Here is a 26,496-nt window from a genome sequence, read left to right on the forward strand (position 1 = left end):
ATGAACAGTACTCAACCTATCACAATAAAATATGTCTGATCCCAAAGTGCTAGTGGGTTTATCAGGAGGAGTGGATTCTTCAGTTGCCGCTTTTCAATTACAGCAACAAGGCTATAGAGTGAATGGGCTTTTTATGAAGAATTGGGTGGATTTTACTGAAGAATCGGAGTGCACTATCATAGAAGATCGGGCGGATGCTAAAAATGTTGCCTCTACTTTAGACATTCCTTTTTATGAAGCAAATTTTGCTGAGGATTATTGGGATCATGTTTTTCAGCACTTTCTAAAAGAATATGAGGCGGGGCGTACCCCTAATCCGGATATTTTATGTAATCGGGAAATAAAATTTAAAGTATTTTTAGATCATGCCCTAAGTTTAGGCAATCATTTGATTGCTACTGGACACTACGCACGGATTTGGCAATCTGATGATGGAGTCTATCACCTGCTTAAAGGTAGGGATAATAATAAAGATCAAAGCTATTTTTTATATACCTTAGGTCAAAAACAACTTTCCCATACTTTATTTCCTTTAGGGGATCTTGAAAAAACGGAAGTACGTAAGATTGCTGCTAAAGCAGAATTTTCAAATTATAATAAGAAGGACAGTACAGGAATTTGCTTTATTGGCGAACGCCGGTTTAAGGACTTTCTTAGCCGCTATTTGTTAAATAAGCCCGGAGAAATCTGCACTCCAGAAGGAGAAATTGTGAGTCATCATGAAGGGTTAATGTATTATACCTTAGGGCAAAGACAAGGATTAGGTATTGGCGGGCACAAAAATGGTAATGGGCTACCTTGGTATGTAGTGAGCAAACAAATGACAACAAATACCCTATATGTTGCTCAAGATAAGGAGCATCCATGGCTGCAAAGCCAGAGAGTTAACGTAAATGAATTACATTGGGTTATAGGGCAATCTCCTAGTCTACCTTTTTTATGCACCGCTAAGACTCGCTATCGCCAACCCGATCAACTTTGTACTCTGGCTCAAATGGCTAACGATTCTATTGAAGTTATTTTTGATACACCACAGCGAGCGGTAACCCCAGGGCAAGCCATTGTTTTTTATAAAAATGAGGAATGTCTTGGGGGTGGCACAATTACAACTACAGATGCACCAGGAATAGCACTATGAAAACAATATGGCATGATAGGGTATTAGCTCTAGCAGGTATGATTCAGGCACTTAATTCAGTACAACAAATAGCACGCCATGGTAGTGTCGCTACTGATACAATGAATGCTAGTTTATTTAGTATTTTTGAGCTTAACCCAGAAACCACTGAAGGCGTTTATGGAGGTATCCAAGGGCTTTCTGTAGGGCTAAAATTCTTAAATCAACAGCTTAATAAAAAACTTCGCCGAGCAGAGCCGGAACTTCTTCGCTATTTAATAACTATTATTTATCTAGAAAAAAAACTAAAACATAACACCCAAATGCTAGATAAAGTTGGTCATGAGATAGAAATTCTCAAGCTGCAAACAGAAAATTTAACCCCAATGCAGCCAGAAACCATCACTCGTCTTGCCCAAATTTACCTTAATACCATTAGCACCCTTACGCCAAGGATTCAAATTAGAGGCGAACAAACCCATTTAAAGCAAGTAGAGAATATTGAATTAGTTCGAGCTTTGCTTCTCTCAGGGATTCGTTCAGCAGTGCTTTGGCGACAAATGGGAGGCAGACGTTATCAACTGTTATTTAATAACCAGCAGCTATTACGAGAAACGGAATCTATGCTACAAAAACTCTCTGAGATTGAGTCTAGTCAACGAACATAATCCTTTTAAGGAGTAAAATGATTTAAAGCAACCAGAGAAAGAGTATTTAAACTACCATGGGCAAGGATAGCAGGCCATAAAGTATTCCAGCGGCTAGTAAAAAAGGCAAGTATCATACCAAAGAGTCCTGTCTGTACTACCCCTATCCACCCTTGGTATAGATGACCAAACCCAAAAAGAAGTGAGGAAAATAAGATTCCCTTATGAGTACTTCCAAGGGCAATTGAACAGCGGTTTAATAAAAAACCTCGTGTCATAATTTCTTCATAGATACCTACAAACAACATCATAAAACTTACTTCCAGTACGGAGAAGTTACCATCTAACTGACTTGCAAGAGTTTGTAATTGGCTAAGATGTTGCGTAAGTAATGGCATATTAAATAGTGCGATAGAGGCATTTAATAATATATTCACCCCGATGCCACTGCTTAACACAATAAAGGCTTGGGGGATATTACCAAGTTTTAGGGGTTGTAGTTTTATGTATTGCCAGTCTTGATTACGGCACATTAATAAAACTTTTATTCCAACAAGAATAGTAATACCTTGTAAAATCAACACAGCAAATAACTGATGAGGAGCGATAAACGTACCTACCCATTTCACAGTGATTCCACTCACTCCAACAAGGATTAATGCAAAGAATATATCTACCCATGCTTGGTCACGGTTCATTGTGATTTATTACCTATAAATTTAAGATCCTACCTTATAGTATAGTAATGCCTGCATTAGAATTAGTTAACCTAAGTAAATCCTATTGGAAGGGAAATACAGAGCACCCTATTTTGGAAAATTTAAATACCACCATTGAATTAGGCGAATGCATTGTACTTTTAGGACGTAGTGGATCAGGGAAATCTACCCTCCTTAATTTAATTGCTGGCATTGACTATCCAGATACTGGAGAAGTGAAGGTTAATAATATAAATCTAACCCAGCTTTCAGAAGAAGAGCGTACCTTATTTCGGCGACGCTATCTAGGGATTGTTTTTCAATTTTTTAATCTTATCCCTACCCTTACGGTTGAAGAGAATGTGCTACTACCTTTAGCACTTAATGGTCAAAATAACCTCCAGGGACAACATAGAGCAAAAGAGCTACTTCAAGAGGTTGGATTAGCTGATCGTACTCATAGTAGTCCTGATGAGCTCTCAGGAGGCGAGCAACAAAGAGTAGCTATTGCTCGTGCACTCGTCCATGATCCTGCATTAATTTTAGCCGATGAGCCTACCGGAAATTTAGACTTTGAGACAGGACAACAAGTCCTTGCTCTTTTAGATCGGATGATCAAACAAAAGGGTAAGACTCTAATTATGGTAACCCATAGCTTAGAGATGATAGGTCAAGCCGATCGGGTGTTAAAACTAAGTTCAACAGGGTTAATACCAGAAAAATTTAATTAAATGCTCTCTTTTTTCTGGCGAATTAGCTGGCGAAGCCTATTTAATCATCCTTGGCAAATTTTACTTACCTTACTTGGAATCATTCTTGGGGTTGCCGTAGTGATTGCCATTGATCTGGTCAATGAGAGTGCCTATCAATCTTTTACCCTAACCACAAGTAGTATGGCAGGGCACACAACCCATGAAATTATTGGTGGTTCTAGTGGGTTAGATGAAAAAGTATATACCCAGATTCGGCTAGCTTACTCATCTATACCGGCAGCACCTATCCTAGAAGGATTTATTTCCCTATCAGGAGATGAAACGCACCAATTAAGGGTTTTAGGTGTTGATCCCTTCGCTGAAGCTCCTTTTCGAGACTATATTAATCAAAAAAATAATCTAGCAGAAATAAATCTTATAGCTTTATTAACAGAGCCTAACACCATTATCCTTGAACAGGCGACTGCTCAGGCACTAAATGTTGCACTTAAAGATAAAATTTCAGTTGTATTTAACAATGCAACTCACTTACTTACAGTAGTGGGTATTTTTAAAGGAGATACCTTAACTCAAAAAGGATTATCTCAGATTCTAATTACTGATATTGCAACTGCCCAAGAAATTTTAGATCAACTAGGTCACCTTACCCATATTGATCTTATTTTACCCTCTGGTAAACAGGAATTAATTCAAGAAAACCAGCTCAAGAATTTACTGCCAGCAGGAGCAATACTCAGAACCACTAATGAACGTGGTCAAGCATTAAGAACCCTCACCCATGCATTTAAAATTAATTTAACTGCATTAAGCCTGCTTGCCCTACTCGTGGGTGCATTTATAGTGTTTAATACCATCACTTTTCTTTGGTTACAGCGACGACGTACTATTGGACTACTTCGTGCCTTAGGGGTAACACAAAAACAAACCTTTCTGCTGCTTTTAACTGAAGCCCTCATCATAGGGATAATAGGATCTATTGGAGGTGTGCTTCTAGGAATTTTTCTAGCACAAATTCTACTCAGCCCTATCATTCAAACTTTTAATGATCTCTATGCTCAAGTACAGGTGCAAGGTTTATTTATTTCTCCTAGTACGCTATTTACAGGGACCATCTTGGGAATAGGGGCTACCTTAGTTGCTACTATTATTCCCGCATTAGAAATTGTGTATACTCCTCCCGGAATCGGTATTAAGCGTGCCCCTTTAGAAAGTCAAGCTCGCCGTTGGATAAAAGGCGCTGCTTTCATGGGAAGTGGACTATTTATGTTTGGAGTCGTCATTTCATTGATACCAAGTAAAAATATTATCCTTGGTTTTTTAGGAGTGACGGGAGTCCTCATTGGCGGAACCCTAATTGCTCCTGTTTTAGGTATTTTTCTACTTAAAGCTATATTGCCCTTTTTGAAAAAAAGCTTGGGTATTTTAGGACAGCTCTCAGCACGAAGTATTATTGCTAGTTTAAGTCGCTCAGGTATTGCTATGGCAGCCCTTACCCTTGCTGTGGCTGCTACCATAGGAATTGGGATGATGATCAGTAGTTTTCGTCATTCAGTCAATCAGTGGTTATTAATCACCTTGCAGGCTGATCTTTATGTATCTACTACGGGCACCCATACTGGACCCGATAGTCGTTTTTTAGATTCACAGCTAATTGTTCATATTAGTGCATTGCCTGAAATAGATTCGGTAAGTACTACCTATTGGCTTCGCCTTGAGGGTGAAGAAAATAATACCACCGATATGGTGATTTTTAACCCTGCCCCTCAAAGCCTAGAGAGTTTTCAATTTGTTGCAGGCCATCCCCAAAAAGCTTGGGATGCTTTTCTTAATGACGAATCCGTACTCATTTCTGAACCCTACGCCACCCATCATCAATTATCTCCCGGATCAAAAATAATGCTACCTACTGCACAAGGTCCCCATTCTTTTACAGTTTCTGGAGTTTATTTAAGTTATGGATCAAATCAAGGGGTAGTGACTATCCATAAAAAAAATTATGAGCACTATTGGTCTGATTCTAAAGTATCCAGCATAGGTATCTACGTGAAACCTCATACTGATTTTGATGCACTTCGTAGCAAGTTATTGACGCTAATTTCGCCTAATAGTGGGGTTGAAATTAACACCAACCGTGAAGTTCGAGATTTATCATTAGAAGTTTTTGATCGTACCTTTGCTATTACGGAAATAGTACGCTTCTTAGCGGGATTAATTGCTTTTGCAGGGATTTTAAGTGCCTTAATGGCACTTCAGCTTGAAAGAACACGTGAGTTTGGTACTCTACGAGCTATTGGGATTACTCCTCGTCAGATTCGCTGGTTAATTACAGGTCAAACTGCACTAATGGGGATCATATGCGGATTACTTGCGATTCCTTTAGGGTTAGTTTCTGCTGCTGGGTTAATTTATATTATTAATTACCGCTCCTTTGGTTGGACCATGGAATTTAACATTATTCCTATGGAATTATTTCAAGGAATTTTGCTTGCCCTCATTGCTTCCTTACTAGCAGGGATTTATCCTGCTTGGCGTGCCTCTCAAGTTGCTCCTGCGGTTGCCCTGCATGAAGAATAATTTCCAATTTAGTTTACACTAGTGCTATGAAAGGTCGTGTGTTTATTATTGCGGGATCAGATTCTGGCGGAGGTGCTGGGATTCAAGCGGATATTAAAACTGTTACTACCCTTGGTGGATATGCAGCGACTGCCATTACTGCTTTAACCGCTCAAAATACCCAAGGAGTATTTGGTATATTACCTATTCCTCCTGATTTTATCGCTGAACAGATAAAGCGTGTACTTACGGATATCGGGGCTGACTGTATTAAAATAGGGATGCTCCACTCTAAAGAAATCATCGAAGCAGTGGCAGTTACTTTAAAATCATTTGCTCTTGATATCCCTATTGTATTAGATCCTGTAATGATTGCTAAAGATGGTACTGCTCTTCTAGATCCAGAAAGCATAGATAGTTTAAAACATTACCTCTTTCCATTAGCAACTTTGATCACTCCCAATATTCCAGAAGCTCAAGCATTGACTGGGCTAGCAATTAAGGATTTACAAGCAATGGATGCGGCTACTTATCAGCTACAGAATCTAGGAATACCTTGGATTTTGATGAAAGGTGGTCATCTACTTAGCGATCGCCTTTGCGATATACTAATTTCCAAAAATAGCAAAAAAATTTTTGAAACTCAGCGAATTAATACACTTCATACTCATGGTACAGGCTGTACCCTAGCTTCAGCTATTGCTACAGGTATAGCTCAAGGACAATCTATTGAAAATTCTTGCGCTTACGCCCATCGCTACGTACAAAAGGCTATTCAAACCGCCGTAGGCTACGGTAAAGGAAAAGGTCCTTTAAACCATAGCCATACTGTAACTTCTCCTTTTTTAAAGGAAATAATTCACAATTAGGAATAAATTATGTCTAAAAAAACCCTTCAAATTACCGATGCCCTATATGATTATTTACTCTCGGTTTCTTTACGAGAACCTGATGTTTTAAGAGAGCTTCGGGATGAAACCAACACCATGGAAAAGGCTAATATGCAAATTTCCCCTGAGCAAGGTCAGTTTATGGCACTACTCATTGAATTGATTGGTGCTAAAAAAACATTAGAAATTGGGGTATTTACTGGTTATAGCTCCCTTTGTACTGCCCTTGCTCTTCCGCCAGATGGAAAGGTAGTGGGCTGTGATGTAAGCGAAGAGTGGACTGCAATAGCAAAACGATATTGGGAAAAAGCAGGGGTATCCCATAAGATCGATTTACGCCTAGCCCCTGCCATTGAAACTCTTGATCAGATGATTAATGCTGGAGAGAGCGGCACTTTTGATTTTGCTTTTATTGATGCCGAAAAAACGGAATACGAAGATTACTATCAGCGGACATGGAAGCTTTTAAGATCAGGTGGTTTAATTGCAATAGATAATGTACTTCGTTCTGGACGAGTCATTGATCCAGATTTCGATGATGAAGATACTAATGCTATTCGTGACTTTAACTTAGCTCGCTTTAATGATAAAAGCGTACCCCTAAGCTTGGTGCCTATCGCCGATGGCTTAACCTTAATTCGTAAACCTTAAAAAATAAATAGTAAAGCTAGAGTCTTGTCTAACCTAAAGACTCTAGCTACAAAAACCTAAGAAGTACGATGAATCAGTTCTATAAATTCAGATCGAGTACGGGGATCTTTTTGAAACGTGCCTAGCATAGAGCTAGTTACCGTATGGCTATTTTGTTTCTGCACACCACGCATTACCATACAAAAGTGGCAAGCTTCTAGCACTACCCCTACGCCACGAGGGTTTAAAATGGACATCAGCCCTTGAGCAATTTGATTAGTTAAACGCTCTTGTACTTGCAGCCTTCTTGCAAACACGTCAATCACTCGGGCAATTTTGCTTAATCCTACAATTTTCTTATTAGGCAAGTATCCTACATGGGCTCGACCAAAGAAAGGAAGCATGTGATGTTCACATAAAGAGTAAAATTCCACATCTTTGACAATGACCATCTCTTCACATTCATCATCAAATAGAGCATCTTTTACTACTTCTTCTACGGTTAAGTGATAGCCACTGGTTAAAAACTCATAGGCTTTTGCAACTCGCTCGGGGGTTTTTTTAAGCCCATCTCGGTCCGGATCTTCACCCACCCGAGTAAGAATTTGTTTTACTGCACTTTCAAGTTCCGGATCGTAGTGATCATCACATTGTTCCTGTGTAATTTTTTTATCCATCCAAACTTACCTATTTTATGCTAGGGCTTAAAAGTGTTCTATTATAACAGCCTAGATAAATAGGGCTAAGAAAACTAAGCTATTTTTCATCCCTAAGAGTTTGCATGTCAATCACAAAGCGGTATTTCACATCACTTTTGAGCATTCGCTCGTAGGCTACATTAATATCTTTCATTGGGATTGTCTCAATATCGCTCACAATATTATGCTTTGCACAAAAATCAAGCATTTCTTGGGTTTCTTTAACCCCTCCAATCAAAGATCCAGCAATCGCCCTGCGTTTAGAGATAAGGCTGAAAGTATGAGGCATAGGATGAGGTTCAGGGGGAACACCCACTAAACATAGAGTCCCGTTTTTTTTCAAAAGACTAAGGTAAGGATCAAGATCATGAGGTACTGCTACCGTATTAATAATAAAATTCAAACTAGCAGCGTGACTGTTCATCTGTTTTGGATCTTTAGAAATCACCACTTCATCGGCACCTAGATTTCTAGCCTCGGATGCTTTATTAGGAGAAGTAGTAAATAGCACTACATGAGCACCCATCGCATGGGCAAGTTTTACTCCCATATGCCCCAATCCGCCTAATCCTACAATGCCTACCTTTTTAGTAGAATCAACATGCCAATGACGTAACGGGGAATACATGGTAATGCCCGCACATAATAAGGGGGCAATTGCTGCTAAATTATTTTGATGGGCAATAGATAGTACAAATTGTTCATTAACTACAATGTGGGTGGAATAGCCGCCAAAAGTATGGCTATGGTTAGAATCTTTACTGTTATAGGTTAAAGTAAAGCCCTGTTCGCAATAATTTTCTTCCCCAGCTTGGCAGGAATGACAATGTCCACAGCTGCCTACCATACAACCCACCCCTACCGTGTCCCCTACTTTAAACTTGGTAACACTTTTGCCTATTGATACCACAGTGCCAATAATTTCATGGCCAGGTACGCAAGGATAAAGCGTATCTCTCCATTCATTGCGTGCCGTATGTAAGTCTGAATGGCACACACCACAATAGCGAATATCGATGGCTATATCATGAGCATTAGGGATGCGGCGTTCAATAGTATGAGGAACTAAAGGTTGATCTGATCTTTGAGCAGCATAAGCGGCAATCTGAGGCATTTATTTCTCCTATCGTCTGAAAGAATCTATATATCATTCCTTCAGTATAGTGCCACTTTACTAAAATTTGTATTGGTAAAAACCCTGCATAAAAAAATACCCCCCTATGGTGTTTAGGGAGGTATTCTGGAGTTTGGAATAAATGATGTATCTAGTTATGTATTATATACTAGAGATGAGAACTAAAGTTATGCAGCAATAGAGCTTAATTCTCTACGTGGATTGAGCTTTGGAGCAACACTCATTAAAAGTAAGCCTAAACCAAATAATCCTAAAATAGCAGGTTCTGGCACACTAGTATTAGCATTAGGGTGTACAGATTCTACCATTACGACAAAGTCGTTATAGTCGTGATTAGATGAGGCAAGAGCAGTATCCTCCCAAGCTAGAATAAATTCATTTAAAAGAAATGTAGCAGGGGATCGAGTACCAATTTGTAATTGAGTCTCACCATTGCCTTGTATTGCAACCATATTAGGATTGCCCTCTGGATAGAGGCTACTGGTTCCATTTAAGGTTGGGTCAGAGTAGAAAGTATCTGCTCCGTTGGTTAAATAATAACCAAAAAGATTAGAAGTACTAAAATGTGCAGTTTGCTCGCTAATAAAATTCCCATTAGCGTTAGAATATTGAGCTACATAATTTCCATCTGATGGATTGCTTAAGCTCGTTGTATAACCAGCTCCTGCAGTTCCTGAAAATAACTGCAAACGAGTCTTTGGATTATTAGGATCGTAAATCCCAAAAGAGTTTATACCTGCATTCGCTGCAATTTCAAACATTAAAGAGTTTTCACTAACACCGGTTGCCCCGATAGACCAATAATCACTCGGGTTAGTTTGATCAGTGTAGACATTAATGTTTGGACCTGAAGTTGTGATGTTATTTATCTGGCTTTGTAAGTCTTTACCAGCTCCATTACTACTAGTCGTTGAAATACATACAGGTGATCCCATTTGCCCTGATGGGCAACTTGCTGGTGCAACTACGGCACCTGCCATGGCTTGGCTAGCAAGTAAAGTAGTGGCTGCTAGGCCTGTTATACTAGAAAAAATCTATTTTTTATAATTATGCATCATTAAATGCTCCTTTCGTGGTTAAAAACATCTAACTTAGGGAAAGTTAGGTAAATATTTACCTAGGATAAGGAGCAAAAATCATGCCAATCTTATATGATTTAGCTAGTGTTAAAAAATATTTAATAAATTTATATAGTTATCTATTAAAGAAAGGCTGCTATCTTGCAATATAGGAATTATGAACTGGAGGATAGGTAAAAATTAGTACATATTATGACTTTTTTTGTCAAACTTATTCATTATAAAGAATTAATTTCAGCTAAAAGCCTATTTGCTTCATATCTATATTCAGTAATATATTATATATTACATATATTTGATAATAATCAAACAACTATAATCTATATAAAAAATATTTTATTTATACTGACATTATTTGTCATAATATTAGTTTCTGAATGTATGCTCTACTTAGTAAGGGTTAGCTTAAAATCTCCGCAACAAAAATTCTCTAAAAGATACCCCCCTATCGGGTAGGGAGGTATTTTGGAGTTTAGAATATTAGAACTAAACCTATGCAGCGATAAAGCTTAACTCTCTATGTGAATTAAGCTTTGGAGCAAAGCTCATTAAGAGTAAGCCTAAACCAAATAATCCTAAAACATGAGGTTCTGGTACAGTAGGACTGCTAGGATCTACCGACTCTACCATGACAACAAAGTCATTATAGGCAAAATTGTTATTTTGACCCGCAGCTTGACCATCCCAAGCTAAAATAAACTCACCAGCACCAAATACTGCTGTGTCTTGAGGATTGCAGGTAATAGTAAAGTCAGCACAAAAGCGAGTTTGCCCATTACCTTTTATTGCTGCCATATGATCCATACCTTGATCATTTAGGGAAGCAAGGGAATAATAGGTATCTCCAGTCGTGTTATTAGTTAAGTAGTAACCAAACAGATTTCCTTGACTAAAGGTTGCATCTGCTTGGGCAGGATTTCTTAAATGATTTGTACTATCTAAGTAGGTTGCAGTAAAATTTCCACCTACTGCATAATTTAGCGAGGTAGTATCATTTTTCGTTGAACTACCATCAAATAAAACTAGGGTATTATTTATGTCATTAGGGTCGTAAATACCAAATGTATATCCACTTACGTTTTCAAACATAAAAGTGGTTTCACTACCAGTACTGGCACCTACTGCCCAATTACCCGTTTGGTTAATTTGATCTGTATTTACGTTAATGTTTGGACTATTGCCTTGGGTAATTGAATTTAGTCTATTTTGTAAATCGCTCCCCTGAATAGTAGGGGTAGCAAAAGCTTGGCTATTTAATAGGGTAGCTGCTACTAATCCAGCGGTGCTTAAAAAAAGTGATTTTTTGTAACTGCGCATAAGATATGATGCTCCATTGTGTGTTTCCTTACTTAAGTAAACTTAATTTTTTAAATTAAGTACCCTTCTACCTTATGGAGAAGCAATATCTATACCAAGCTATCTAAGCGTTCATGTTTAATTTTTCATATCACTATTTAGTATATTTATTATATTAAATAATATTTTTTTTATTGTTGTCCATCCTATTTAGATAAATATCTAAATAAATTAATAAATATGGAAAAAATTGGTATATTTTTATCCTATTTATTATCACTATATTTTTAACTATTTGAATTTATTAATAATAAAATCTATAATTAATGAAATAATTATTGCTCTAAATTTGCAAGAAATGCAGCGTATATTTAAAAAACTTCTTTTAAATAAGCTATTTTTAAGCAGAAAAATTGGCGTATTTTTTATATCTTTTTATAATATCCCTAATTAATATTTATGAGGTTTTTGGGGTACTTAAATAATCAAAACTAAATATGGCTGGGATAACATGGAAAGTAATGTAAAGCGTGTTGTAATTACTGGGTTAGGTATTATCTCTAGTATTGGTAACAACAAAGGGGAAGTCTTAGAATCGCTAAAAGAAGGTCGATCAGGTATTGAGTTCTGTCAAACTTATGCTGATCTTGGCTTGCGTAGCCATGTTCATGGATCATTAAAAATTGATGTCAGTAATTTTATTGACCGTAAAATTCTACGCTTTATGGGAGATGGTGCCGCATATAACTATCTTGCTATGGAACAGGCAATTTCTGATGCAGAACTTGCTCCAGAAATTATTTCAGATGCTCGTACTGGAATTATTATGGGTTCTGGAGGACCCTCTACTAGAAATGTAGTCTCCTCTGCAGATACTTTACGGGAAAAAGGAATACGTAGGGTGGGACCTTATATAGTGCCAAGAGCTATGAGTAGCACAAACTCAGCTTGTCTAGCTACTGCTTTTAAAATTAAAGGAGTTAACTACACGATTAGCTCTGCTTGTTCTACCAGTGCCCATTGTATTGGTAATGGAGTCGAGCAAATTCAATTTGGCAAGCAAGATGTAGTTTTTGCAGGAGGGGGTGAAGAATTAGATTGGACTCTTACTCAAATGTTTGATGCCATGGGTGCTCTTTCCTCCAAATATAATGATCGCCCTGAAACTGCCTCTCGTCCTTATGATATAAATCGAGATGGATTTGTAATTGCAGGCGGTGGTGGTGTTGTGATTCTTGAGTCTTTAGATCATGCCCTTGCCCGTGGTGCAAAAATTTATGCAGAAGTGGTAGGTTATGGTGCAACTTCCGATGGTTATGATATGGTTGCCCCTTCTGGAGAAGGTGCAGTTCGGTGCATGGAGCAGGCTTTAGCTACAGTAGATCGCCCTCTTGATTATATTAATACCCATGGTACCAGTACTCCCGTAGGTGATACTAAGGAGCTCGAAGCGATTAAAGCAGTATTTGAAAAACGTAATGAACAAATCCCTACCTTAAGTTCTACTAAATCTTTAACTGGTCATAGCCTAGGTGCTACAGGGGTTCATGAAGTGATTTATTCTTTACTTATGATGGAACATAGCTTTATCTCTGCTTCAGCCAACATTCAAGATGTGGATCCAGCAGCTCTTTCGCTTCCTATTGCAAAAATTAGGGTTGATAACAAGCCAATAAATACAGCCATGTCTAATAGTTTTGGTTTTGGGGGTACTAATGCCTGTATCGTGTTACAAAAATATCAAGGCTAATTTTTAGCTTTTTCTAATTATAAAAAGCCACCTAAATTAGGTGGCTTTTTTATTTTAGCTATTTTTCTAAATTTTTCTCATTGTGCAAAATGACTAAAAAGCTGGTTTAATACTTTTAGTATTTTTCTAATTTATGTAGAGGTAAGCAATGAGTTCTTCCCTGTTTAGCTTTGAAAAAGATTTCCGCTCTTGCCGTATTATATGCACCTTGGGCCCAGCCAGTTATTCAGAATCAATCATTGAGAAAATGGTTCTCTCTGGTATGAATGTGGCTCGGCTCAATTTTTCCCATGGCACCTATGAAGATCATCAAAAAACGGCAGAAATTATTCGAAAAGTATCTCAAAATTTAGGAAGGCCTGTAGCAATTCTACAAGATCTCCAAGGTCATAAAATTCGAGCAGGTCATGTGCAAAATCAAGAATCTATCCCTCTTAGAAAAGGGCAAACCATTTGTTTAGGTCATGGAGAAATCGTCTCAGATCAACGTATTGGTATTGATTATGAGAGGATTGCTAGGCAAGTTTCTATCGGAGAATCTATTTATTTAGATGATGGTGCCATTGAGCTTAAAGTACTGAGCATAGATGGGGAAGATATTACCTGCCAAGTAAGCCTTGGTGGAGATCTTAAAAGTAGAAAGGGAGTAGTTTTTCCTGATACTCATTTAGATTTTCCATTGATAGATGAAAAGGATAATGCCGATGCCCAATTCGGAGTCAGCCTTAATGTAGATATGGTAGCTATGTCTTTTGTCCGATCCGATGTGGAAATCGTGGAAATGCGTAAACGATTAGCAGCATGGGGGAAGCAGGATGCGTTCATTGTGGCAAAAATTGAAGATCGAGAAGGGTTAGGAAATTTAGATAAAATTTTAAAAGTGGTGGATGGGATTCTAATTGCTCGTGGTGATTTAGGCGTGATGCTTCCTCGAGAGAAAATCCCTGGCATTCAAAAGAAAATGATTCAGCAAGTCAATGCAGCTGGTATTCCAGTCATTACTGCCACTCAAATGTTAGAGAGTATGACTTATAATAACAAGCCTACTCGAGCTGAAGTCACTGATGTCCATGATGCGGTAATGAGCGGCTCGGATGCGGTAATGCTTTCTGGAGAAACAGCAGCAGGATCTTATCCTGTTTATGCGGTACAAGAGATGGATCGGATTGTGCGAGAAGCAGAAAAAGAGCTCCATAGTACAAAAAGAGAAATCCCTATTTATGAACAACAAACCACCCGTGATAAGGTAGCCGCTTCTGTAGTGAATTTGGCTTATAATACGGATGCTCGTTGTATTCTTGCCTTTTCAGCCACAGGTAAAACCATCCAATCTTTAGCAGCAGTTCGAAGCCGTACCCCAGTATATGGAGTGGTAGGCGAAGAGCAATTATTGCGGAGATTAATGCTTTATCGAGGTCACTCGATGATTGCAATTCCTGAAGAAAAAGAATTAGACCATTTAATTCCCCCCACTTTTGAGCAATTAAAAGAAAAGGGAATCATTCAGCCCGGTGATTCAGTAGTCGTAGTGGCAAGACAAGAAAAAGCAGGAATGCAAACATCTTATTTAATTAAGCTTCATGTTTTAGGTTAATGGATGCGATACAAAGTAGCTTGAGTATAGCTACTTTGTATTTTCTCATTACAAAAATAACTTAATAGCTGGGTGCATTCCCCGGTTTCCATTTGATGTTACACCCTACACTAGGTAGCTGCTCACCTATTAGGCTTTCCCCTTTTAAAGTTGTCTCTACTGCTATTTTCAGATCTTTACCGGTTACAGAGACACTATTTCCGGGGCGACTATCATCAAATTGACCTCGATAAACCAATTTACGATTCTTATCAAACAAGAAAAAATCTGGGGTACACGCAGCCTTATAGGCTTGAGCTACTTTTTGAGATTCATCATATAAGTAAGGAAAACTATAGCCTTGTATTTTTATTTCATCTACCATTTTCTCAGGGCTATCATCTGGGTAGTTTTCCACGTCATTGGCATTAATCCCTACCGTAGCTAACCCCTTTGCTCGATAATTATGAATAAATAATCCAAGCTCTTTGCCAATATGCTTTACATAAGGGCAGTGATTACACATAAAAATCACCAATAAAGCGGCATGATCTTTAAAATCTGCAAGGGAAACTAAACTCCCTGTTTTAGGCTCTAATAATTTAAAATCAGGTGCTTTCGTACCTAGTGCAAGCATTGTAGATTCAGTGCGAACCATAATTTCTCCTATTGTTCTACTTTTTTTATTATCAAATTAGGATTATCCCGGTTTTGATAATAAGGAAGATGAAATCTCATCTCCTCAAAGGCCTTATCCCTATCCTCTATAGTATGGTACCAATGATAGGAATCCCAATTCTCTCCCAATAGGTGGGCAGCACGCATAGTGCTATTTGAAGGTAATGTAATATATATACCGTATTTTTTCATTTTATCTCTAACTATTTATTGTTTTGCCAACGCCACTGTCTCCAGCCAGAAAGTGCAGGATAATATAGTCCTAAATATATTTGCCGATCAGGATCTCTCATTGTCATAAGACTAGCATAGTGCTCTAGTTGTGAACGATAGCGTTCTTGTTCATGATCTAAAAATTCATCTAGATTTCCCCCATCGTGGGTACTGGTTTTATAGTCAATAATCCAACGATAACCGTTTTCATCAACAAAAGTTCGATCAATGACAATCCGAGTTGGATCCTGATCTACAGTACCACTTAAAGGGTATTCATTATGGGCTTGTTGGTGTCTAGATGATAAAATCCATTTTCCTTTTGAATTGTCTTCAAAAATCCGAGTAAATATATTTTGGATTTTCTGTAAAGAATCATCAAGCTGTTTTTGATCTACCAATCCTTGCTTGAGTAGAGTTTGCCTAAAATTGGGTTCTAACTGGGCTATTTTTTGTAAATTCCAATATTCAATGCCATCCTGTGCAATGATTTGTAAGTAACGGTGGACTACAATACCGATATAACGTGCCCAATTTCCAGCCCAATCGAAAATTGGATTCTCTGAATTGCTATCGGTAAATTCTATCTCATTTTTGTAGCTAATATAAATATCATCAGGTAAGCTAGGCTGTTGCCAGCGAGAATCTAATTTATATAAATGGGAATCTACTGTATTTTTCCTCTCCTCTTCTGTAATACTTATTAGCGTATCGTTTTTGATTTCAGCTATTTTTGCTTCAAACTTTTCTTTAACGAGTGGCCATAGAGTAGAAAGCAACGATCCTGCTTGAGGATCTTTAATCTCTCCTTTTTCTGGATCATAATTTATATGCCCTAATAAATGGAGGGTTTGTTTCGCTCTAGTAGCAGCTACATAAAGTAGTCGTTGTTTTTCTAAATCCTCTTTTTCTTTGCTAATTTTATTAAGATATTGATAGATAGAGTGATATTCCCCTCCAGTTTCTTTAATAGGTGCTAAAAGCAATTGACTGTTCTCTATGCGTTCATGGGTATCGCTATTTGAATACTCTGCCCACATAAGTAGTTTAGGGCTACTTACTTTTCCAGCATAACCAAGCCCTGGGATAATTACGGTATCAAATTCTAACCCTTTAGCTTTATGAATCGTCATGATTTGTAGCTCGCCACTACTATCCGGGGGGGCATAGAGTTCTTGGATATTATCTTCCAACGCTTGGAAATCAAAGATATTGCCATCTTGGCTATAGGTTTCTAAGAAATCTAAATAGATTTTTGCCGACTCCAGTTGAGGTTCCTCTGTTATGCAGGCAGGACCGCCTAAGGCAAGCCATGTACTTTCCACTAGTTGTCTTGGAGAACGGTGCCGTCTTAGCTTAAAAGCAGCAGTAAATACCCGCTCTATTTTAACCAGCTGCTGTTTCCCTTCTTGACTTAGTGTGTGCTTATTCTGCTGAATACATTCCCAAATTGTTTTTTCTGATTCTAAATCTGCTAGCTGATATAGATCATGTAAAGTTAAGCCACACCAAGGTGCTCGTAGTATGGAAAACCAGCTAATCCGATCTGCAGGGTGGAATAGTGCTTTAGTCAAAGCAAGTAAATCTTGCACTACTTCCTCATCTTTGAGTAAATCAATCTCTAGCGCTTGGAAAGATAAATTTTCATTTTTTAGATAAGGGATAATTTCTATTAAATGAGATCGGCTACGAACTAAAAGTGCAATGATGCCTCTAGGGTTTTGTTCTTTTGTTTGTTGTATCAGCTCAATAACCTTAATCGCTTCTTTTTTTCTGTTATTTTCAAAGAAAGGGTGAACGTGTACTCCGGTAGTTTGCTGTTGATTAAGCGAATGAAATAGTTTAGAAAAACTATAAGGAACGCCACCTAGTGAAATATTTTCTTGCTTTGGAAAAATTTGAGAAAATCCTAGATTAACCCAATCTACAATTGCTTGCTGGGATCGGAAATTTATTTCTAGTTTTAAAGGCGTTAGAGCAATATCTCCTAGACCATGATGCCAAGAATACAAAAAAAGACCTACGTTTGCTTCTCTAAACGAATAAATAGATTGCATGGGATCTCCTACAATAAACAGAGTGCGTCCATCTTCTCGTTCCCAGCCATAGGTGAGTTTTTTTAGCAAAAGATACTGGCTTAAGCTAGTATCTTGAAATTCATCCACTAGTAAATGGCTAATTTTATGATCTAAAATTAAGGCGAGATCAGTAGGAACTTCATTAGTTTCCTCTAAAGCTTGAGAGGCTCTTTGAGAAACTTCAGTAAAATCTACTGATCCTTGAAGTTGGAATACCAGTTGAAGTTGAGCAACAGCAAGTAACAGGATCTCTGAGAGTACTTGAATGATTTCCCATTGATCATCTTCATAATGGCTAGTGGGTAAACTTCGTAGTTGGTGTAATTGATCCCGTAATGCCTCACTTTCTTTTAACGATTGGATTTCATTAAGGAGATTGATAAAAGCTGCTTTTTCATCTTTATATTCTGGCGGAAAACCAATCTTTTTATTAATTCCTTTATCCTTACGCCACTCTCCTTTCTCGATAAGCAACAGCTCTACAATCCCCTGCCAATGGGTTAAAGAGACGGTATTTGTTTTTAAAGGCGGAGTAAAATTTTGAAAAGATCGAATCGGAGAGTCTTGCCTCTCAATATAGCAACTTGCAAAATGAGCCGATTCTAACAGTTTAGTAAGAATTTCTTTTGAAAAATAAGAATTAACTTGGAGCAAGGCTTTTGAGATAATTGCTTGCAATGTTTTTTCTAAAGTATCCCTATTAAGCTGCTCACCTGTAGCTGTAAAATGCCGTAGCCATTGATCTCTATGCTTAAGCATCTCTACCAATAGCTCTTCAATGTTATTCCAGCGATTATTTAAGTGATGTAAGAAGCGTACGATTTTAGCCGATTGTTGATCATTTCCATGTTCGAGAAGCATTAAGGTATGATGAGCCGCTTGTTGGTAAAGGGATTTTGCCCTATCTGTAATTTTAGGTTGAGTACCAAAACGAGACAGCCAAGGCATCTGCTGTGTGAGTCCTGCACAAAGAGAATCAATGGTTTGAATTCGAAGCCGATTAGGATATTGGAGCAAATCCCAGCCTTGCTTTTGATCATGACCAAGTACCGCTTTTGCTAACGCCCATGTAGTTTTTTTAGGCTCTATGGTAGGTTGATTATCCTCTACCATCATCAGTGCTTCAATGATTCGAGCTTGCATTTCTGCTGCTGCTTTACGAGTAAAGGTAATAGCAACAATTTCTTCAGGAGAATTTACTTTGGCTAGTAAGTTTAAATACCGTTGGGTAAGCAATTCTGTTTTTCCAGAACCTGCGGGAGCTTGAACAATAAAAGATCGGCTAGAATCTAAGGCTTGCTTGCGAATCTTACTATCTGAAATATTTTGAGCTATCATGAATTATTTCCTTTTGATACGGCAAAAACTAGATAGGAAACAATAGCGACAAGTATCCTGATTTTTTGGTTCTACCCTACTGTCGCCTTGTTTTATCTTATCGGTAAGCGTTTCTAAGTTTTGCTGCCAATAGGTTAATAATTCCTCCCAAGTTTCTAAGCTACTTTCTCTTACTTCTTTAAGCTCAAAAAAATATTTAACTTCTTTAAAATCTGAAATCACCTCTTTTTCTGCGATAGCACCTAAATATTCCATTTCGTTAGGACGAATTTGAGCAAATAAAAGTGCACCAATAGATTCTTTATGGGCAAGGGCATATAAGGGAATCTGGGGTTCTTCTGGACGATCTCCAAACCAGTGTTTTACTTTAGATTCACCTGTTTTATAGTCTACAATTGCAAATAGGCCATTTTCCAATTCATCCACCCGATCCACTCGGATATTAAAATCTAAGCCGTTAAAATGAAATTTTTCCTCTCCTTCAAGTTCTACTACTCTAAATGGAGCGCGTGCTTTATCTTTTTCTAGCCATGTAAGGGTAAGCTGCATTAAACGTTCTTGCTCCACATAGCTAAATTTTTCGGTAAATATCTGTGCAGTCTTCTTCTGCTGCTCAATAGCTTCTCTTACTGCTAGAGCTACCTTATTTTGTAACTCTTTTTCTGTATAGCCTATAAGAGTGGTATGATCTCGGGTATCCTGCCAAAAAATATGTAGTACCCTATGAATAAGATTTCCTTGCTCCATAGGAGAGAGTCCAGAACAAGGATTTTCAATAGGTTGAGCATGTAAACGATAGGTAGCAAAAGATTGAAATGGGCATAGAGCTTGGGATTTTAATAAATTTGCACCCCCTTTTATTGAAGATTGAATTAGAGGAACATTCTTATCGGAATATTGGATTAAATTCGGTCTATCTAGCCAAGCCTGATCAATATAATTAATAGGTGAATCTAGATTTAAGTCTATTTTGGAGGTTTTTGGTAGATGAGTAATTAAGAGACTAGGTCTTAGTACTTGATCTTCATGCTGTTGAGGGTAACTTACAATGACTTCAGGGGCAATTTGCAACAAACGATTGATAATTCTGCGGGTAAATTCCAGCTCTCTTCTTGCAGAGCTATGAGGTAATTTTTTATCTCGCTGTAACGCAATGGGGATCAGCGGATTAGGATTAGGTGCTTGTGGCCATGCCTTATCGTGAAGCCCTAAGATCCAACAAGCATCAAAATGAGTTTCTACAGCCTCCAAAACTCCTAGAATTTGAATAGGTACATTTCGATCTGTTTTAGGTTGAAATGATTTTTCCGAAAGTAAATTTCTGAGTACGTTAATACTCTTCTTTAAACTCATACTCTTATAAATAAGCTCTAAGCTAACGAAAGATTCTAGAGCTTCATGCCATGAATTTAATAATTGATATTCCTCACTATTTAAGGGCTGCTCTTCTAACCAGCCAAAAGATCTAAGCCACTGAATAAAAGTGTGTACCCATTGGCTTGGAGATTGTTCAAAGGGTTGTTTTTCTATTGCAAGTTTAAAACTACTTAGTTTTTTAGATAATAGAGGAGATCGAGAGTGGCTTAATTCGAGGACTTGATCCAAATTTATATCTGTTTCCCGATTTTTTCGTAGCTGAGTATCTAATAAAGCTCGATTAGAATATTCTTGCTCTGCTCCTGCAAGAAATGGAGAAAAAAGCAATTTTGTCATTTCTGCTACTGGTAGTCTTTTATCACTTGCTAACTTAAGGATAAGTAGTGCTGCCTGGATGAGAGAATAATCAGTTAAGATAGGAGCTAGAGAGATATTGTAAGCTCGATCACTACTAGGTTTTTCCCATAAAAAAAGGGTGGATTTTGGGTGAAGTACTTGATCAAAAATTCTAACTACTTCAGATCGCAAGGTATTTAGTTCAGGAATAATAATTCCAACTTGTTTAGTTGGGTTATCTTCTAGCTGTTTTTTTGCCCAGCTAGCAGCTAAGGTCAACTCTTCAATGGAATCTATTGTTGAAAGAAGACGTGTTGTTTGTACTGTATTATCTTCAGCCTTACTATTAAACTCACTGATTGTTACCCCATGATTTTGTAAAGCAGTAAAAACTGCTTGTTGCTGGGGGGGATATTCATCAAACCCTGAAAAAATCATTTGCTTAGGTAGCACTATTTTATCAGCAGTCAATAGATTTATTAGCTTATCTGGCAGTATTGCTGAATCTAACCAATTATTTTTTTCACAATAGCATTTAAATAATACCGACCATTCTTGAAAAGCTTTACTCTCCTCCGTATCGTAATAGGATAAAGGATTGATGGATAATCGCCATCCATGCCAAAGCTGCCATGCAGATTGTGCCACTTTAGCAGTGGCTGAAACTTGAAGTAATTCTTGGTGATATTTAGATTCCTTAATAACTTGTTCCCATAGGCTTTGTTCTTGTAAGTGATTAAGCAGAATAGAGGTTGGTTCTAGTAATGCTGCTTGATTGTAGTAGGATTGAAGCCAAGAAAACCAAGGCATAATCTGAGGTGTTTCCCAAACACAATTTCCTTTTTCTTCCTGTGTTTTTCCATAACGATGATTAAACTCTCGAGCAAGTCGATTATTTACAGTAATAAGGGTTGCACCTGATTCTAAAGCAAAAAAAAGCTGAGAAAGATAGGTAATCTGATTCATGGCTTTTTTGAGTATTTTAAATGGATGTTACAATAAAAAATATAATGCACACAATTAGTTAATTAAGAGGTAATAACCCTTAGCTTTATCTAAAGCATATTCAAATATTTATGGGAGGTCAGTCATGATAAATCTATTTACATATAGAACAATATTTATATTTATATTTTTATTTACTCTATCATGGCTATTGCCGCAAATGAGTTATTCAGCTGAATCTGTTGCACCTAGATCTGATTTTCAACATGAGCAATCTTGGGGGAATCGCCAACCTACCTTTTCAGAGCTAGATAAAAATGGAGATAATCTGATTAACAGAGAAGAGGCAAAGAAATGGGATTCTCTAAATAAAAGTTTTGATTCGGTAGATCAAGATCAGAACGATGCAATAGATCAAAGTGAATTCGGTGATTTTGAAACTAAGAAAATAAAAGAATCTATTAAAGGTTTTATAAAAAATTAACCTTTAAAAAACAAAACTTCCCTACTATCTAATCCTTCTTATTTTTAAGAAGTATTTTTTCTTTTTTTAAGCTATATTAAAAATACTTATTTACCCTGGTAAGGGTGTTATAAATTATTACCCTTACCAAATTCTTATTATTAATTATTCAGACGTACAACAAGGAGAATAATGATGAGCTCTTTTTTAAAGCTGTTTGAATTTGGGCAAAGTTGCTGGATGGATAATCTTACCCGAGGGATGATTCACAATGGAAGTTTAAAACGTCGGGTAGAGGCTGAAGGGTTACGGGGAGTTACCTCAAATCCTTCTATTTTTGATAAAGCTATCACTGGAAGCAGCGATTACAACCCACAAATTAAAACATTATGTGCAGAAAATAAAACCCCTGCTGAAGTATGTGAAGCACTGATGGTAACTGATATTCGAGATGCCTGTGATGTACTTCGCCCTGTGTATGATAAATCAGATAAATTAGATGGTTATGTAAGCCTTGAGGTCTCTCCTCATCTAGCTCATGATACAGAAAAATCATTAACTGCTGCCAGACGCTTATGGAATGAGGTCAGCCGCCCTAACTTGATGATTAAAATTCCAGGAACAAAGGAAGGAGTTCCTGCTATTGAAACCTTACTCTATGAGGGAATCAATGTTAATGTAACTTTACTATTTTCTGTAGAACGCTATGAGGAAGTTGCCTACGCTTCTTTAAGGGCACTGGAAAGACGAGTGAAGGAAGGAAAATCTATTAAGGAAATTGCTTCAGTGGCTAGTTTTTTTGTTAGCCGAATTGATGTACTGATAGATGAGCATTTAAATTGCAAAAATACCCCAGAGGCTAAAGCACTACAAGGTAAAATGGCGATCGCCAATGCCAAACTTGCCTATAAGGTTTTTAAGGAAATTATTAATAACGATCGATGGAAAGCAGTAGAAACTAAAGGTGCTCAATTCCAAAGATTACTCTGGGCAAGTACGAGTACTAAAAACCCAAACTATTCTGATGTAATTTATGTGGATCCTCTCATCGGTCCTCATACAGTAAATACCATGCCTGAAAATACTATGGCAGCTTTTGCTGATCATGGAGTAGCAGCAAATACAGTAGAACAAGGAATGAATGATGCCGAGAAAACTGCTGCAGATATTGCAAGGCTGGGAATTAACTTTAAGGACATCACCGAGCAACTAGAAAGAGAGGGTGTACAAAAATTTATTGAAGCTTATGAAGAGATATTAACTTCATTGAAAAAATGTGGTGTATAAAAAGGTTATAAGGAAATAAAACAAAGAAGCTAGGGGTAATTCCTCTAGCTTCTCTTAATTATTATTTCAAAATCATTATTTGTGTTTGACTGAAATTCTATCCATTAAAGCAAACATCAATCCAGATACTACAAGCATTCCATGAATGCCTACCTTCCAACCAAGCTCCGTATTACTATACGCTTTTACATCAATAAAAATCTTAAGTAGCTCAATAGCAGAAATAGCCACAATAGATCCAATGAGCTTAATCTTCATACCGGAAAAATCCACCTGCCCCATCCATTCAGGCCGATCAATGTGGGTTTGCATATGTTGAATTTTAGAAACAAAACTCTCATAACCAATGAAAATAATAATCAGTAATAAATTAGCGATTAAAGAAATATCAATTAAGCTAAGAATTCCTAAAATAATCTCGTTTTCAGAAAATGAAAAAATATGCCAAACTACATGAATCAATTCTTGAGTAAATTTCACCAATAAGAGCAAAATACCAATCACCAGCCCAACATAAAAAGGAGTCAGCAGCCAGCGACTAGCAAAAATCATGGTTTCAAGTAAGTTTTCTATATTTCTTACTCTATATTTTCCAAAATATTTACTTAGAGGGGTAAGACTGGCAAAGACCCTATTTTCAATAAATCTTTCTTTTATATTTTTCACATCATACCTTTTAAGCGTTTCATAAATATCATTCATAAATTCTCTGATCTTAAAAAACACTACTTTTAACAATCCTACGTATAGATATTTTTCTCATCAGATACTATTGATCTTTCTTACTCTAGATTCTCTAAAAAATCTAATATATATTTCTCTTCTATCTAACATCAATTTAAAATCTGTTAACCCTTAATCATACTTCAGCATCTTACAGGATAGATTTTAATTAATTATTAGTTATAATTTATTTTTATAAACTTATAAAAATTTTATATATTCCTAGCTCAATAATTATTAAAATTCGATGGAGATTGCTAAATTTATGAGCGCTAATATTCATGGGTTTTTTGATCCAAAAACTTCTACAGTTTCCTATGTCGTTTATGGAGAAGATAAACAATGTGCCTTAATTGATCCAGTATTAAACTACGATCCTGCGGCAGGAAAGATAAGTACGGAAATGGCTGATCAAATGATTGAATGTATCCGTAGAAAAAATTTAACGGTCGCATGGATTTTAGAGACTCATCCCCATGCTGATCACTTAAGCTCAGGAGGGTATATTAAAAAGAAACTTGGTGGAAAAACAGGGATAGGCTCTTATATTGCTCAAATCCAACAACACTTTAAACAATTATATAATTTAGCCACTGATTTTAAAACGGATGGCTCTCAATTTGATCATATTTTTACTGATGGAGAACTATTTCAAATTGGTAGTTTAAAAGCTAAAGCCATTCATACTCCAGGACATACGCTTGCTTGTATGACCTATTATTTAATAGAAGAGGGTATTGCATTTGTAGGGGATACTTTACTCATGCCAGATTATGGCACAGCGCGTGCAGATTTTCCTGGCGGCGATGCTCATGCCATGTACCATTCTATTCAGAAAATCTACCAATTACCGAATGAAACTCGACTATTCACTTGTCATGACTACCCACCCGATGGACGTGAGATTCGCTGGGAATCTACGGTAGCTGATCAAAAATCCCGCAATCCTATTGTAAAGCAAGGGATTAGTGAAGCAGAGTTTGTAACAAAAAGAAAAGCAAAGGATGAAAGTCTTACAATGCCACGATTAATTTTACCTGCATTGCAGGTGAATATTCGTGCAGGGGAACTTCCTTCTCCTGAAGGGAATAATATTAGCTATTTAAAAATTCCGCTAAATCAATTCTAAAAATTTTAAAAGATAGTCTTTCATTAAAATTTAAGATGAAATAACCCTCCTAAAGGGGGATTTATTTCATCTACCTTTTCTTTACTAAAATCATCTCTACTTATCTTATTTAAGTTAAATAAAGCTCAATTTGGGCAGTCTAACCTTTGTTCTTAGATATTTTCTCTAGCTAAATATTAAAGCTAGAATCTACGCACTTAACAGCTAAAAATTTTTAATAGAAGAAAGTATAATTTAATTACTTAATATATTAAGATTAAATAAAGTTAATCTTGTCTAGATAAGCGATTTAATTTATTTATGAGTGCTTATATCCAATCATTTATTGATCCAAAAACGAATACGATCTCTTATATCGTTTATGGAGAAAATAAACAGTGCGCAGTCATTGACCCAGTGCTCAATTATGATTTTGCCTTTGCAAGAACTAGCACTGAAGCGGCAGACTCAATCATTGAATATATCCACAAAGAAAATTTAACCTTATTATGGATTTTAGAAACTCATCTCCATGGTGATCATCTTAGTGCAAGTAACTATCTAAAAAAACAACTTGGCGGCAAAACAGGAATAAGTACTTATTTAAGCCAAATCTATCATCTAGGTATAAACTTTAGAACTGATGGCTCCCAGTTTGATCATCTTTTTACCGATGGAGAACTATTTCAAATTGGTAGTTTAAAAGCTAAAGCCATTCATACTCCAGGACATACCCCTGCTTGTATGACCTATTATCTAATAGAAGAGGGTATTGCATTTGTAGGGGATACTTTACTCATGCCAGACTACGGTACTGGTCGTACAGATCTTTTTGGAGGAGATGCACATATCCTATATCAATCTATCCAGAAAATTTACCAGCTCCCTAATGAAATACGATTATTTTCCTGCCATGATTACCCGCCGAATAGTCGCAACCTTTGTTGGGAATCTACTGTGGCTGACCAAAAATATCATAATCCTATTGCCAGGCAAGGGATTAGTGAAATAGAATTTGTAGAAAAAAGAAAAGCAAAAGAGCAAAATTTACCTAATCCAAGCCAAATATTACCCGCACTACAAGTTAATATTTCTGCTGGAGAGCTTCCACTACCAGAAAGTAACAATATTACTTATCTTAAAATTCCATTAAACCAATTCTAATAGGGTA

Annotated in this window: 22 protein-coding genes; 12 read left to right on the plus strand and 10 right to left on the minus strand. The window is 37.0% G+C overall.

The window, feature by feature from the left end:
* Window positions 1-31 precede the first annotated feature (31 nt).
* Together mnmA and hflD are read left to right on the plus strand one after the other, a co-directional pair.
* Complete coding sequence (mnmA, locus tag OOL07_RS04920; RefSeq protein WP_264695392.1) at window positions 32-1,138, plus strand: tRNA 2-thiouridine(34) synthase MnmA; 1,107 nt, start codon at window positions 32-34, stop codon at window positions 1,136-1,138.
* A complete protein-coding gene (gene hflD, locus OOL07_RS04925; protein ID WP_264695394.1) occupies window positions 1,135-1,785 on the plus strand; it encodes a high frequency lysogenization protein HflD in 651 nt (216 codons plus the stop codon). Before mnmA ends, hflD begins: the two co-directional genes overlap by 4 nt.
* A gap of 5 nt (window positions 1,786-1,790) precedes the next feature.
* Here hflD and OOL07_RS04930 read toward each other — a convergent pair whose 3' ends face one another.
* The gene (locus OOL07_RS04930) at window positions 1,791-2,462 is read right to left on the minus strand and encodes a CPBP family intramembrane glutamic endopeptidase (RefSeq protein ID WP_264695395.1); all 672 of its coding nucleotides are present in this window, start codon (window positions 2,460-2,462) and stop codon (window positions 1,791-1,793) included.
* A gap of 47 nt (window positions 2,463-2,509) precedes the next feature.
* Between OOL07_RS04930 and OOL07_RS04935 the strand changes: the two genes are divergently transcribed.
* The 4 genes from OOL07_RS04935 to OOL07_RS04950 are packed head-to-tail and all read left to right on the plus strand — an operon-like array spanning window position 2,510 to window position 7,269.
* Window positions 2,510-3,193 carry an ABC transporter ATP-binding protein gene (locus OOL07_RS04935; protein WP_264695396.1) on the plus strand — a complete coding sequence of 228 codons (684 nt, stop codon included), beginning with the start codon at window positions 2,510-2,512 and terminating at the stop codon, window positions 3,191-3,193.
* Window positions 3,194-5,749, plus strand: a complete 2,556-nt coding sequence (locus OOL07_RS04940; protein WP_264695397.1) for an ABC transporter permease — start codon at window positions 3,194-3,196, stop codon at window positions 5,747-5,749.
* 26 nt (window positions 5,750-5,775) lie between these two features.
* Complete coding sequence (gene thiD, locus OOL07_RS04945) at window positions 5,776-6,597, plus strand: bifunctional hydroxymethylpyrimidine kinase/phosphomethylpyrimidine kinase (protein ID WP_264695398.1); 822 nt, start codon at window positions 5,776-5,778, stop codon at window positions 6,595-6,597.
* 9 nt (window positions 6,598-6,606) lie between these two features.
* Window positions 6,607-7,269: a class I SAM-dependent methyltransferase gene (locus tag OOL07_RS04950; RefSeq protein WP_264695399.1), complete on the plus strand. Its 663-nt coding sequence runs from the start codon at window positions 6,607-6,609 to the stop codon at window positions 7,267-7,269.
* Window positions 7,270-7,325: 56 nt separating this feature from the next.
* Here OOL07_RS04950 and folE read toward each other — a convergent pair whose 3' ends face one another.
* The 4 genes from folE to OOL07_RS04970 form a co-directional block, all read right to left on the minus strand.
* On the minus strand, window positions 7,326-7,925 hold the full coding sequence (gene folE / locus OOL07_RS04955) for a GTP cyclohydrolase I FolE (protein WP_264695400.1): 600 nt from the start codon (window positions 7,923-7,925) through the stop codon (window positions 7,326-7,328).
* 79 nt (window positions 7,926-8,004) lie between these two features.
* Window positions 8,005-9,060 carry an NAD(P)-dependent alcohol dehydrogenase gene (locus tag OOL07_RS04960; protein ID WP_264695401.1) on the minus strand — a complete coding sequence of 352 codons (1,056 nt, stop codon included), beginning with the start codon at window positions 9,058-9,060 and terminating at the stop codon, window positions 8,005-8,007.
* Window positions 9,061-9,248: 188 nt separating this feature from the next.
* The gene (locus tag OOL07_RS04965) at window positions 9,249-10,061 is read right to left on the minus strand and encodes a DUF4114 domain-containing protein (RefSeq protein WP_264695402.1); all 813 of its coding nucleotides are present in this window, start codon (window positions 10,059-10,061) and stop codon (window positions 9,249-9,251) included.
* Between the two features lie 591 nt (window positions 10,062-10,652).
* The gene (locus tag OOL07_RS04970; protein WP_264695403.1) at window positions 10,653-11,477 is read right to left on the minus strand and encodes a hypothetical protein; all 825 of its coding nucleotides are present in this window, start codon (window positions 11,475-11,477) and stop codon (window positions 10,653-10,655) included.
* A 490-nt stretch (window positions 11,478-11,967) separates the two neighbouring features.
* Between OOL07_RS04970 and fabB the strand changes: the two genes are divergently transcribed.
* Window positions 11,968-13,206 carry a beta-ketoacyl-ACP synthase I gene (gene fabB, locus OOL07_RS04975; protein WP_264695404.1) on the plus strand — a complete coding sequence of 413 codons (1,239 nt, stop codon included), beginning with the start codon at window positions 11,968-11,970 and terminating at the stop codon, window positions 13,204-13,206.
* 148 nt (window positions 13,207-13,354) lie between these two features.
* A complete protein-coding gene (gene pyk, locus OOL07_RS04980; protein ID WP_264695405.1) occupies window positions 13,355-14,800 on the plus strand; it encodes a pyruvate kinase in 1,446 nt (481 codons plus the stop codon).
* 61 nt (window positions 14,801-14,861) lie between these two features.
* On the opposite strand, the gene OOL07_RS04985 is transcribed toward pyk, so the two are convergent.
* Genes OOL07_RS04985 through OOL07_RS05000 form a run of 4 tightly spaced genes read right to left on the minus strand, consistent with a single transcriptional unit; the run spans window position 14,862 to window position 21,765 of the window.
* Window positions 14,862-15,437, minus strand: coding sequence for a thioredoxin family protein (locus tag OOL07_RS04985; RefSeq protein ID WP_264695406.1), 576 nt, complete (start codon window positions 15,435-15,437; stop codon window positions 14,862-14,864).
* Between the two features lie 8 nt (window positions 15,438-15,445).
* On the minus strand, window positions 15,446-15,649 hold the full coding sequence (locus tag OOL07_RS04990) for a hypothetical protein (RefSeq protein ID WP_264695407.1): 204 nt from the start codon (window positions 15,647-15,649) through the stop codon (window positions 15,446-15,448).
* An 11-nt stretch (window positions 15,650-15,660) separates the two neighbouring features.
* Entirely contained in the window at window positions 15,661-19,086 is a 3,426-nt protein-coding gene (locus OOL07_RS04995; protein ID WP_264695408.1) for a UvrD-helicase domain-containing protein, read from the minus strand.
* 3 nt (window positions 19,087-19,089) lie between these two features.
* A complete protein-coding gene (locus tag OOL07_RS05000; RefSeq protein ID WP_264695409.1) occupies window positions 19,090-21,765 on the minus strand; it encodes a PD-(D/E)XK nuclease family protein in 2,676 nt (891 codons plus the stop codon).
* 199 nt (window positions 21,766-21,964) lie between these two features.
* On the opposite strand from OOL07_RS05000, the gene OOL07_RS05005 reads away from it, so the two are divergent.
* Together OOL07_RS05005 and tal are read left to right on the plus strand one after the other, a co-directional pair.
* A complete protein-coding gene (locus OOL07_RS05005) occupies window positions 21,965-22,228 on the plus strand; it encodes an EF-hand domain-containing protein (protein ID WP_264695410.1) in 264 nt (87 codons plus the stop codon).
* A 174-nt stretch (window positions 22,229-22,402) separates the two neighbouring features.
* Window positions 22,403-23,494, plus strand: a complete 1,092-nt coding sequence (tal, locus tag OOL07_RS05010) for a transaldolase (protein ID WP_264695411.1) — start codon at window positions 22,403-22,405, stop codon at window positions 23,492-23,494.
* 75 nt (window positions 23,495-23,569) lie between these two features.
* Here tal and OOL07_RS05015 read toward each other — a convergent pair whose 3' ends face one another.
* A complete protein-coding gene (locus OOL07_RS05015; protein ID WP_264695412.1) occupies window positions 23,570-24,196 on the minus strand; it encodes a TIGR00645 family protein in 627 nt (208 codons plus the stop codon).
* Window positions 24,197-24,482: 286 nt separating this feature from the next.
* Between OOL07_RS05015 and OOL07_RS05020 the strand changes: the two genes are divergently transcribed.
* Window positions 24,483-25,346 carry an MBL fold metallo-hydrolase gene (locus OOL07_RS05020; protein ID WP_264695413.1) on the plus strand — a complete coding sequence of 288 codons (864 nt, stop codon included), beginning with the start codon at window positions 24,483-24,485 and terminating at the stop codon, window positions 25,344-25,346.
* Window positions 25,347-25,646: 300 nt separating this feature from the next.
* On the plus strand, window positions 25,647-26,489 hold the full coding sequence (locus OOL07_RS05025; RefSeq protein ID WP_264695415.1) for an MBL fold metallo-hydrolase: 843 nt from the start codon (window positions 25,647-25,649) through the stop codon (window positions 26,487-26,489).
* The last annotated feature ends 7 nt before the right edge of the window (window positions 26,490-26,496 follow it).

The sequence above is a fragment of the Candidatus Nitrosacidococcus sp. I8 genome, assembly GCF_945836005.1.
Lineage (GTDB): Bacteria > Pseudomonadota > Gammaproteobacteria > Nitrosococcales > Nitrosococcaceae > Nitrosacidococcus.

What these genes read in the sequence shown, in the direction of transcription:
- mnmA (WP_264695392.1), top strand. Translation starts at nt 32, where the DNA reads ATGTCTGATCCCAAAGTGCTAGTGGGTTTATCAGGAGGAGTGGATTCT.
- hflD (WP_264695394.1), top strand. Translation starts at nt 1,135, where the DNA reads ATGAAAACAATATGGCATGATAGGGTATTAGCTCTAGCAGGTATGATT.
- OOL07_RS04930 (WP_264695395.1), bottom strand. Translation starts at nt 2,462, where the DNA reads ATGAACCGTGACCAAGCATGGGTAGATATATTCTTTGCATTAATCCTT.
- OOL07_RS04935 (WP_264695396.1), top strand. Translation starts at nt 2,510, where the DNA reads ATGCCTGCATTAGAATTAGTTAACCTAAGTAAATCCTATTGGAAGGGA.
- OOL07_RS04940 (WP_264695397.1), top strand. Translation starts at nt 3,194, where the DNA reads ATGCTCTCTTTTTTCTGGCGAATTAGCTGGCGAAGCCTATTTAATCAT.
- thiD (WP_264695398.1), top strand. Translation starts at nt 5,776, where the DNA reads ATGAAAGGTCGTGTGTTTATTATTGCGGGATCAGATTCTGGCGGAGGT.
- OOL07_RS04950 (WP_264695399.1), top strand. Translation starts at nt 6,607, where the DNA reads ATGTCTAAAAAAACCCTTCAAATTACCGATGCCCTATATGATTATTTA.
- folE (WP_264695400.1), bottom strand. Translation starts at nt 7,925, where the DNA reads ATGGATAAAAAAATTACACAGGAACAATGTGATGATCACTACGATCCG.
- OOL07_RS04960 (WP_264695401.1), bottom strand. Translation starts at nt 9,060, where the DNA reads ATGCCTCAGATTGCCGCTTATGCTGCTCAAAGATCAGATCAACCTTTA.
- OOL07_RS04965 (WP_264695402.1), bottom strand. Translation starts at nt 10,061, where the DNA reads ATGGCAGGTGCCGTAGTTGCACCAGCAAGTTGCCCATCAGGGCAAATG.
- OOL07_RS04970 (WP_264695403.1), bottom strand. Translation starts at nt 11,477, where the DNA reads ATGCGCAGTTACAAAAAATCACTTTTTTTAAGCACCGCTGGATTAGTA.
- fabB (WP_264695404.1), top strand. Translation starts at nt 11,968, where the DNA reads ATGGAAAGTAATGTAAAGCGTGTTGTAATTACTGGGTTAGGTATTATC.
- pyk (WP_264695405.1), top strand. Translation starts at nt 13,355, where the DNA reads ATGAGTTCTTCCCTGTTTAGCTTTGAAAAAGATTTCCGCTCTTGCCGT.
- OOL07_RS04985 (WP_264695406.1), bottom strand. Translation starts at nt 15,437, where the DNA reads ATGGTTCGCACTGAATCTACAATGCTTGCACTAGGTACGAAAGCACCT.
- OOL07_RS04990 (WP_264695407.1), bottom strand. Translation starts at nt 15,649, where the DNA reads ATGAAAAAATACGGTATATATATTACATTACCTTCAAATAGCACTATG.
- OOL07_RS04995 (WP_264695408.1), bottom strand. Translation starts at nt 19,086, where the DNA reads ATGATAGCTCAAAATATTTCAGATAGTAAGATTCGCAAGCAAGCCTTA.
- OOL07_RS05000 (WP_264695409.1), bottom strand. Translation starts at nt 21,765, where the DNA reads ATGAATCAGATTACCTATCTTTCTCAGCTTTTTTTTGCTTTAGAATCA.
- OOL07_RS05005 (WP_264695410.1), top strand. Translation starts at nt 21,965, where the DNA reads ATGAGTTATTCAGCTGAATCTGTTGCACCTAGATCTGATTTTCAACAT.
- tal (WP_264695411.1), top strand. Translation starts at nt 22,403, where the DNA reads ATGAGCTCTTTTTTAAAGCTGTTTGAATTTGGGCAAAGTTGCTGGATG.
- OOL07_RS05015 (WP_264695412.1), bottom strand. Translation starts at nt 24,196, where the DNA reads ATGAATGATATTTATGAAACGCTTAAAAGGTATGATGTGAAAAATATA.
- OOL07_RS05020 (WP_264695413.1), top strand. Translation starts at nt 24,483, where the DNA reads ATGAGCGCTAATATTCATGGGTTTTTTGATCCAAAAACTTCTACAGTT.
- OOL07_RS05025 (WP_264695415.1), top strand. Translation starts at nt 25,647, where the DNA reads ATGAGTGCTTATATCCAATCATTTATTGATCCAAAAACGAATACGATC.